This window comes from Rhodococcus sp. NPDC127593 (genome assembly GCF_042671975.1).
Taxonomy (GTDB): Bacteria; Actinomycetota; Actinomycetes; order Mycobacteriales; family Mycobacteriaceae; genus Rhodococcus_F.
Genome location: NZ_JBHXWI010000095.1, coordinates 19,485 through 28,391, shown reverse-complemented (window position 1 = coordinate 28,391; position 8,907 = coordinate 19,485). Strand labels below are relative to the sequence as shown.

The 8,907-nt window shown below is 63.2% G+C and carries 10 protein-coding genes and 1 pseudogene; 1 reads left to right on the top strand and 10 read right to left on the bottom strand.

Going from position 1 to position 8,907, the window contains the following annotated elements; all coding sequences use genetic code 11:
- Window positions 1-101: 101 nt before the first annotated feature.
- The gene (locus tag ACFVJ3_RS45595) at window positions 102-299 is read right to left on the bottom strand and encodes an amidase family protein (protein ID WP_378458344.1); all 198 of its coding nucleotides are present in this window, start codon (window positions 297-299) and stop codon (window positions 102-104) included.
- Window positions 300-569: 270 nt separating this feature from the next.
- On the opposite strand from ACFVJ3_RS45595, the gene ACFVJ3_RS45590 reads away from it, so the two are divergent.
- The gene (locus ACFVJ3_RS45590; RefSeq protein WP_378458342.1) at window positions 570-2,009 is read left to right on the top strand and encodes an IS1380 family transposase; all 1,440 of its coding nucleotides are present in this window, start codon (window positions 570-572) and stop codon (window positions 2,007-2,009) included.
- Window positions 2,010-2,363: 354 nt separating this feature from the next.
- Here the strand turns inward: ACFVJ3_RS45590 and ACFVJ3_RS45585 are convergent, their stop codons facing one another.
- The 9 genes and pseudogenes from ACFVJ3_RS45585 to ACFVJ3_RS45545 form a co-directional block, all read right to left on the bottom strand.
- Window positions 2,364-3,131 carry an SDR family NAD(P)-dependent oxidoreductase gene (locus ACFVJ3_RS45585; protein WP_378458341.1) on the bottom strand — a complete coding sequence of 256 codons (768 nt, stop codon included), beginning with the start codon at window positions 3,129-3,131 and terminating at the stop codon, window positions 2,364-2,366.
- A gap of 286 nt (window positions 3,132-3,417) precedes the next feature.
- Window positions 3,418-4,176 (bottom strand): SDR family NAD(P)-dependent oxidoreductase, encoded by a 759-nt coding sequence (locus ACFVJ3_RS45580; RefSeq protein WP_378458340.1) that lies wholly within the window; start codon window positions 4,174-4,176, stop codon window positions 3,418-3,420.
- 25 nt (window positions 4,177-4,201) lie between these two features.
- The gene (locus tag ACFVJ3_RS45575; RefSeq protein ID WP_378458339.1) at window positions 4,202-4,696 is read right to left on the bottom strand and encodes a nuclear transport factor 2 family protein; all 495 of its coding nucleotides are present in this window, start codon (window positions 4,694-4,696) and stop codon (window positions 4,202-4,204) included.
- 218 nt (window positions 4,697-4,914) lie between these two features.
- Window positions 4,915-5,709: an SDR family oxidoreductase gene (locus ACFVJ3_RS45570; RefSeq protein WP_378458338.1), complete on the bottom strand. Its 795-nt coding sequence runs from the start codon at window positions 5,707-5,709 to the stop codon at window positions 4,915-4,917.
- Entirely contained in the window at window positions 5,706-6,203 is a 498-nt protein-coding gene (locus tag ACFVJ3_RS45565) for a hypothetical protein (protein WP_378458337.1), read from the bottom strand. Before ACFVJ3_RS45565 ends, ACFVJ3_RS45570 begins: the two co-directional genes overlap by 4 nt.
- Window positions 6,200-7,345, bottom strand: a complete 1,146-nt coding sequence (locus tag ACFVJ3_RS45560; protein WP_378458336.1) for a thiolase family protein — start codon at window positions 7,343-7,345, stop codon at window positions 6,200-6,202. The genes ACFVJ3_RS45565 and ACFVJ3_RS45560 overlap by 4 nt, the downstream gene beginning before the upstream one ends.
- On the bottom strand, window positions 7,342-7,584 hold the full coding sequence (locus ACFVJ3_RS45555; RefSeq protein WP_378458343.1) for a Zn-ribbon domain-containing OB-fold protein: 243 nt from the start codon (window positions 7,582-7,584) through the stop codon (window positions 7,342-7,344). The genes ACFVJ3_RS45560 and ACFVJ3_RS45555 overlap by 4 nt, the downstream gene beginning before the upstream one ends.
- A gap of 21 nt (window positions 7,585-7,605) precedes the next feature.
- A pseudogene (locus tag ACFVJ3_RS45550) lies at window positions 7,606-7,734 on the bottom strand (zinc ribbon domain-containing protein); the annotation flags it as partial.
- A gap of 3 nt (window positions 7,735-7,737) precedes the next feature.
- Window positions 7,738-8,904, bottom strand: coding sequence for an acyl-CoA dehydrogenase family protein (locus tag ACFVJ3_RS45545; RefSeq protein WP_378458335.1), 1,167 nt, complete (start codon window positions 8,902-8,904; stop codon window positions 7,738-7,740).
- Between the last annotated feature and the right edge of the window lie 3 nt (window positions 8,905-8,907).

Sequence of the window (8,907 nt, the reverse complement as noted above, 5' to 3'; positions counted from 1 at the left end):
GCGTCTCGGTCGGCGGTTCCACTAGGGAGTGCGTGCGGTCAGGATGCGGGACTTGATTTCCGGGGTGGTGGTGCAGACCATGCTGAAGGCGGCTTGCCGGATCATCCGCTCGGTGGGTTCACCGCTTGTGACTGATCGGCTCCCTGCGGCGGTGCAGTGGGGCCGCGAACTGAGATCGCCACATCACTACCCAGCCCAATAGGAGACATTCCCGTGGCTATGGCGGCTGCCTCCCCACCGCTGGAGCCACCCAATGTACGATCAACGTTGTACGGGTTCAATGTTTTTCCTGAGACCAGGTTGTCTGTTTCGGTCCGGTACGAGAACTCCGGAACATTCGTTTTTCCTATGGGAATGGGCTCCAGCGTCCTTCATTCGCCTAACCGAAGTCGCATCGACAGTCGGAATGTGTTCCGTGAAGAGACGTGACCCTCTCATGGTCCGCACGTCCGCAGTATCTAAGCCTGAATCCGTGGAGGGTGTAGCGGGATCGTCGGCGAGTGAACAGTGAAAGTGCCTCCCGTAGTGAGACAATCAAGATTCTCACGTCACAACTGTCCACATACGGAATGGCACTTTCAGTGCAATCATCGCACACGTTCACGGCCGAATCCGCTGTGTTCGACGAACGCAATCTCGTGTCGTCTGCCGGTCTGGTTCCGGTGCTGGAACTGGCCGAACAGGCAGGACTGTCGGAGTTGATCGACACTCATGTCCGCCTCGACTCCACACGGGTGGCCTCGGGTGCGGTGAACCCGGTCGGGAAATTGACCTCGATCATCGCCGGAATGTGCACCGGAGCGGACGTCATCGACAACATGAACCTGCTCCGGGCCGGTGGGATGCCCGCCCTGTTCGATCAGGTGTACGCGCCGTCGACACTGGGGATATTCTTGCGCGAGTTCACCTTCGGGCACAGCCTCCAACTCGGGTCGGTGCTGCGCCGACACCTGATCGCCCTCGCCGCCCGCACCCCGCTGCTGCCCGGCATCGCCGAGCGGGCGTTCCTCGACATCGACTCGCTGTTGCGCCCGGTCTACGGACACCAGAAACAAGGAGCGTCCTACGGGCATGCGAAGATCGCCGGCCGCGCCCTGCTCCGCAAGGGACTGTCGCCGCTGGTCACGACCCTGTCCACCGCGCAGGCGGCGCCGGTGATCACCGAGATGCGGCTGCGGGCCGGCAAGACGGGATCCGGCCGCGGCGCCGCCTCCCAGCTGCGTTCGGCGATCACCACCGCCCGCGCCTGCGGGGCGCACGGCAAGATCATGGTCCGCGGTGATTCGGCGTTCGGGAACAAGGCCGTTATCGGCGCCGCGGTCGCCGCGGGTATCGAGTTCTCCCTGGTGATGACCCGTAATCCGCGGATCACCCGGGCCATCGACGGCATCGACGAGCACAAGTGGATGCCGGTGCACTACCGAAGGTGCGGTTATCGACCCCGAGACCGGGGAGCTGATCTCCGACGCCGAGGTCGCCGAGACCTCGTACACCGCGTTCTCCGGCCGCCACCGGGTCACCGCCCGCCTGATCGTGCGCCGGGTCAAGGACGCGAATTACCCCGGATGCGTGGGGGTCCCTCCCTGCACGCAGTGCTTGGGGGCGTCCCGGTGTGGCGCTACCACCCGTTCTTCACCAATTCCGATCTGTCGACCGTCGAGGCAGATATCACCCACCGCAAGCACGCGATCATGGAAACGGTGTTCGCGGACCTGATCGACGGACCCCTCGCGCACATCCCGTCGGGACGGTTCGGCGCGAACAGCGCCTGGGTGCTCTGCGCCGCGATCACCCACAATCTGTTGCGCGCCGCCGGCACTCTCGCCGGCGGACACCACGCCGTCGCCCGCGGCGCCAGCCTGCGCCGGCACCTGGTCAACGTTCCCGCCCGATTCGCCCGGCCCGCACGCAAACCCGTGCTCCACCTGCCAGCTCACTGGCCACGACAAGCGCACTGGACATCCCTCTGGGACAACACCATCGACTACACGCCACCCCAAGCAGCCTGACCCTCGACACACCGGCCGCACCGGCCCCAACCCCAGGAACACAACGAACGTGGATGAGCTGACAACCAGGTCAGCAGATCAACTACACCCCGAACAGCATCACCTGTGCGCATCACAAACGAATCCGACCGAAATCAGCGATCCACGGATTCAGGCTTAGCGCTGGCTCCGGCTACGAGACCCAGTAGCTGCGGCGACGGCATCGTCGCGACCGGAACACAGCAGTGACGGCGCCGCTACATGTCCCCGACCACCGCTGTGCATATGCCGCTCGGGTTGAGGGCACCCGAGTCTCTGTATCGTGACCGAGGTCATTGTTCGCTAACAATAGAACTGTCATGCGGCTTCATACAGCTAGAGCGACAAACCTCCATCAACGACCAGTTCGGTGCCATTCATGAACGAACATTCCGAGGATGCGAGAAACAGAACTGCCCGCGCGATCTCGTCGGCCGTGCCACGCCGCCGCAACGGTGTGGCACGGGTGACCGCATCGATTTGCTCGTCTGGCATGACGTCGATCATCGTGGTGCTGATGAATCCGGGCGCAACGGAGTTTACGCGCACCCCATACGGTCCCAATTCGACCGCAGCGCATTTTGTCATGCCGCGTACCGCCCACTTAGTCGTCGAATAGCCAATCTGATTCGCGTAACCGCGGTGACCGCCGATGGAGGACAGGTTGATGATCGAGCCCGAGCCCCTTTGCTTCATATCTGCCGCCACTGTGCGCATTCCGAGGAATACGCCGAGCTGGTTGACGCGGTAGTGGCGCTCGAAATTCTCTACGCTGGTTTCGCTGATGTCGTGACCTGGATCGAGCACGCCAGCGTTGTTGATCAGAACCGTGACGTCGCCTAAGTCTTCCCGGACTCGGGAGAGGAGTGTCTCCCAGGACTGTTCGGAGCTGACGTCGTGGGGCAAGTAGTGGCAGCCTAGCTCGGCGGCTAGGTCGCGGCCGTGTTTTTCCGAGCCGCCGGCGATCACGACAGTGGCTCGTGCACCTACAAGCGCTTTGACGATCGCAGCTCCGATGCCGCGGCTGCCGCCGGTGACGATGGCGGTCTCGGCGCTCAGGTCGGGCGTCGAGGCAGTTGTGTCTGTGGACGGATTGGCGTTCATTGACATTCCTCCCCAAGGGGTGATCGAGTCGAGGAAGGGTGGCTAGCGCTGCTGTGAGTGCGACCGCTGCCCTCGGTGACGAGATAGTTGGAGTTGGGTTGGCTATGGGCGCGAACGTGCCGTTGCGTAAGCACTCCGCGGCCGAGTGTGTGGTTTATAGCGAGCGCGGGACCGATGCCGACGGCGACGACGAATCGGGCGGTGGTTCCAGTGTCATCGAGCTCCGGATCAACAAGTTCTCGGCGACTCGACGTGGTGGCGGCCCGCCCCCTTCCGCACCTGGTCATCATCCGGCGGCGACGCTCATCCCGCCGTCGGCCATGACGATCGATCCGACGAGATACGCTGCTTGTTCCGAGGCCAGAAATGCTATGACTTGCGCGATTTCGCGTGGCTGGGCGGCGCGGCCGATCGGCGTCCCGCTGCCGTGCTCGGCGAGGAAGCCCGATCCGTCTTCGTGTATCTCATCGAGGATGTGGGTGATCACGTCGCCCGACCCGACGGCGTTGACGCGGATTCCGTGTTCGATGACTTCGAGGGCCAGCGCGCGAGTCAGCTGAGCGAGTGCGCCTTTCGAGGCTGCATATGCCGCGATTGTGGGAAAAGCTTGGAAGCACGCGTAGGAACCGACGTTGACAATCGCACCCGACTTCTGCGGCGTCATAGTCCGTACGGCTTCTCGGGAGTGCAGAAATGCGCCCGTGGCGTTGACCGCGAGTATCGAATTCCAGTCGTCGAGGGTCATATCGGCGACGGTTTTGTTGATGATGATCCCGGCGTTGTTGACCAGAATGTCGAGCCCGCCGAATCGCTGCTGGGCGAGCGCAACGGCACGGCGGGCACTGTCCTCGTCGGTGACATCGGCGACTAGCGGGGCGACGCTCGGGCTAGCTAGCGCCTCGACGGCAACGTTGCGGTCTTCAGCGACGACCCGGACCCCGCGCTCTACCAACAATTCCACGGTGGCTCGCCCAATACCGCTGGCTGCGCCGGTGACGATTGCGACTTTGTCACTGAGATCGTTTGTTTGGACGGGAGTAGTCATGTTGATGCCTTTCGTGTTGGTATGACTAGCGAGGGTCAGGTACCGACAGCGGAGTTGTTTCGCTGCCGTGCGCCGGTGTCCAGCTCTTGATCGGCGTGAAGTAGTGCAGGTCGAAGACACGCTCGACCATGCCCCATTGACCGTCTTGTCGCTCGAATCGGTCGTGGTAGATACCGCCCACCTGTGTAGGGCCCGACTCGATGTTGGTGACGAAGCAATCGAGGGCGGTCGTGGCTCTGGCAGTGTCGCCGTCGATGTCGATCACAGCGTTCGACATCCAATGATGCATCCGCGGGCTCTGGGACCAGAGCTGGTGGGCCGCGCCTACGATCGCATCCACACCTGTGAAGTTGCCGAAGGGTTCGCCGAGGCTTAGCGTTGCGCCTTCGTGCCAGATGCTTCGCAGTGTGTCGATGTCTTGCAGGTCAAAGGCATGGGCGTACTGCCCGATGAGGCGTTCGATGGCACGTTGGCTTTCAAGGCGGTCGATTCGGGCTTCAATGTCAGGAACTTGCGGCATCTCTTCCTCCGTGTCCTTAGGGTAGTTGGATTTCCGCGAACGATCGTGGCGTCGCCCAGACCACATACCTACTGTCAATCTCGTCGAGCGTGTAGCGACGGGCGGTCATTCGTCTCGCTTTAGCTGACCGTGCCTCGTTTATTCGCAGCACCAGGCGATGCAGTCCCTCGGGAGACTCGCCGAACACTTCGGCCTATTCATTCTCTGCACCCGTCTTGTTACGACGAAACGGTGTCTTTCCTCATCGAGCCGCTAATGCTTCGTCCTCCGCATACCGGAATGCTCTGCCCGGTAACGTAACCGGCATCGGCGTCGGCAAGGAACGCAACGGCCCGTGCGACATCGACGGGCTGTCCCACTCGACCGACCGGGATGGATTGACGCACCCGCTCGATAATCTCGTCGGGCATCGAATTCGACATCGGTGTTTCGATGAACCCGGGCGCAATGCAGTTGACGGTGATGCCGTCGGTTGCAAGACCCAGCGAGAGGCTTCTACTCACGCCGGCGATCCCGCCCTTGGAGGCGGCGTAGTTGGTGGAGCCGAAGTTGCCCAGCCAGGCGCGTGAGGTCAGCGAAATGATACGGCCGGTTCCCGAGCGGCGCAGCGCCGGCAATGCGGCGGCAGTGGTGGTCAGCATTCCGATCAGATTGACCTCGAGAACCTGCCGGAAGACCGCGGGATCCATCTTCTCGATTCGGGCGTCCTTGAGGATCCCCGCACAGTTCACCAGAACATCGAGCCCACCGAGCCGGGAGACGGTGGCATCGACCGCGGCTTGCACGGATTCCCGGTCGGCGAGGTCCGCGGCGCGGACGGACACAGCGGCACCGGTGGCCTCAGTGATATCGCTCGCTACTGCTCGCAATCCGGTTTCGGAGATGTCTGAAAGGCCGATGCTGTATCCGAGTTCGGCCAAGTGTTCGGTGATGCCCCGCCCGATACCGCCCGCAGCGCCGGTGATGAAGGCGACGCGAGGCCGTTCTGCAACTCTCTGGTCGTCGGATCTCATGGGTGCAGCCTTCCGAGGTCGGTGCCGTTGGCGGCGTAAATTTCCTGACCGGTCACCGCAGCGGCATGCTCGGCGGTGAGCGCCGCGATCAGCTCGGTAACGGCTGGTTCGTTGGGATCGGTGTTGTAGAAGACTGCGTTCGCGGCGCCGCCGTGCCGCTGCAACTCGATTGCGACAGACCGGACGAAACTGATCAGAGCCCCGGTAACCGCGCAGTCCAACGGCCTGAGCGGGTCTCCCAGTGCCGCCGTCGCCGGGGCGAGGACGACAACCCGGCCACGATGGCGTGCTTCGGTGATGGCCGGCCAGTGATGCTGAACGGCGGAAAAGGCAGCCATCAGCGGATGCGCCACCGTCTGCTCCAGGTCCGCGGTGTCGATCGTCTGGTCACTTTCTGTGCCGCGGTAGACGAGCACCACGACCGAGGAGGCGGGTGCGCCGGCGGGCCGGGCGGTGTCGGTGAGATCGATCGTGGTGAACGTGGAGGTGGTCATCGCGTCACCAGCAGTACTGTGACAGAGCCGCCGTCGGTGCCGCTGACGGTGCCTCCCTTGCAGTAGGCGAGCCCGATATTCGCTTTGTCGACCTGCCGTTGACCGGCACGGTCAGTGAGTTGCCAGGTGAGCTCGCAGATTTGCGCGACACCGGTGGCACCTACTGGGTGTCCACGACTGAGGAGGCCACCGCTGGCGTTGACGGGGAGTTTGCCGCCGATCGAGGTGTTACCGTTCTCGGCCCACCTACCTCCCTCGCCGACGGGGACAACGCCGAGGCCTTCCAGGCGGACGATCTCGGCGATCGTGAAGCAGTCGTGCATTTCTACCAGGTCGATGTCTTCGGGCCCGTATCCGCTGATGTCCCAGGCCTGTTCGCCCGCGCGGCGGGACACGTCCTCGTCGTTGAGGTTGGTGTCGGCAGTGACGACCTTGCCGCTGACCAGGGCACAGCCGGCGACGCGCGGAGCTGATGATCGCCCGAGTTTGGCGAGTCCGGCAGCACTGCACAGCACCACCGCGGCGGCGCCGTCGCTGATGGGACTGCAATCGAGCAGTCCCAGTGGATCGGCGATGGTGCGGGCGTCGACGACTTCCTGCAAACTGATCGGCCGCTGGTATTGAGCGAACGGGTTGTGTACCGAGTGGGCGTGATTTTTCACGGCCACCGCGGCAATCTGCTCGCGGGTGGCACCGTGGTCGGACATGTACCGCCGAGCGCTCATCCCGTGATTGGCGGCCATGACAAGGCCGTTGATGGCATCGAGGTCCGTGGGGTCGGGCATGACCCCACCGGAGACACGGTCGGTCATCTTCTCCGCACCGATGACCAGCACGATGTCGTACAGGCCGGCCTTGATTGCGATCCAGGCTTCGCGGATCGCGGTCGCACCGCTGGCGCAATAGTTTTCGTGGTTGGAGACGGGAAGTCCGCCCAGGCCCATCTGCGCCGCGACGCGTTGGCCGGCAACCGGACCGCCGAAGACATGCCCGACGTAGACGGATTCGATGTCCTTGGTGCTCACGCCCGCATCGGACATCGCTTCGCGCGCTGCGCCGACGGCAAGTTTCTCGAACGTGACGTCGACGGGGTACTTGCCGAATCGCACCATGCCGGCGCCGGCAATGTAAGTCTCGCTCATCGGTTCTCCTCGGTGCCCCGGAAGCGGTACCACCACAGTGGTTCTCCGGTGGAATCGGTCTTCAATGTGAACAACTCGACAGCAACTTCGTCGTCGATCTCGACGGCACCTGTCGCCGCGCCCAACAATCGGACACCGTCGTCGAGATCGACGGTCACCAGGGTGTACGGCGTCTGCAACGGCGGCGGGGCTTGGTGCACGACGGTCCAGCTGGTGACTCGACCCAGGCCGGCCAGCATGACGTTGTCGACAGCGTCAGACCCGCAATGAGGGCACAGTGACCGCTCCGGGAAGGAGCGTCGGCTGCACACCCGGCAGGCGACACCCTTGAGGCCCTGCGGCTCCAAACTGACGACATCGCTTCTCAGTGGTAAACCTATGGAAGTCATGGACTACACTCCGCCTCTCTGAACTAGCTGCGCTGCAATGACATTCTTCTGGATTTCGTTCGTGCCCTCACCGACGATCATCAAGGGGGCGTCGCGGAAGTACCGCTCGACGTCGTACTCGGTCGAGTAGCCGTATCCGCCGTGAATACGCAACGCGGACAATGCGATCTCCATCGCTGTCTCGGAGGCGAACAACTTCGCCATTCCAGCCTCCATATCACAGCGGAGCCCCGCGTCGAATCGACGTGCCGCGAACTGGGTCAGCTGACGTGCGGCGGTGAGTTTGGTCGCCATGTCGGCGAGTTGGTGACCGATGGCTTGATGCTTCCAGATCGGCTTACCGAATGACTGTCGATCCTGTGCGTATTGCAGTGCGTCTTCGAGCGCGGCGCGGCCAACACCAAGGGCGCGGGAGGCGACCTGGATGCGACCGGTCTCGAGGCCCTGCATCATCTGGGCGAAACCGTGTCCCTCGGCGCCGCCGAGTACCGCCGACGAGGGAACTCGGAAGTTGTCGAAGGAGATCTCGCAGGTCTCCACACCCTTGTACCCAAGCTTGGGGAGATCACGGGAGACGGTCAGACCGGGGCCGTGCTCGACGAGCAGGATGGAGATGCCCTTGTGCTTCGGGGTGGCCTGGGGGTCAGTCTTGCAGAGCAGGGCGATGAGCCCGGACCGGCGCGCATTGCTGATCCAGGTCTTCGAACCGCTGACTAGGTATTCGTCTCCGTCGAGGCGTGCATGGGTGCGCATCGCCTGGAGGTCGGAGCCGCCGCCGGGCTCGGTCAGGGCCATGGTCGCGCGCAGTTCGCCGGTGGCCATCCGGGGAAGGTACGTGGCCTTCTGCTCGGCGGTTCCGAAGGTGGTGAGCAGTTTCGCGACGACGGTGTGACCGCCCATCGCGCCGGCCAAGCTCATCCAGCCGCGCGAGAGTTCCTCGGTGACCTGGACATAGCACGGCATCGAAACCGGGGCGCCCCCGAATTCTTCGGGAACGGCCAGCCCGTAGATGCCGATTTCCTTCATCTGTTCGATGAATTTCTCGGGGTACTCGTTCCGGTGTTCCATCTCGTTCACGACGGGCTTCACATCACGGTCGATGAAGTCGCGGACAGTCTGGATGAGGAGTTGTTCTTCCTCGGGGATTTCGAAATTCACGTGAGAGTCCATCTG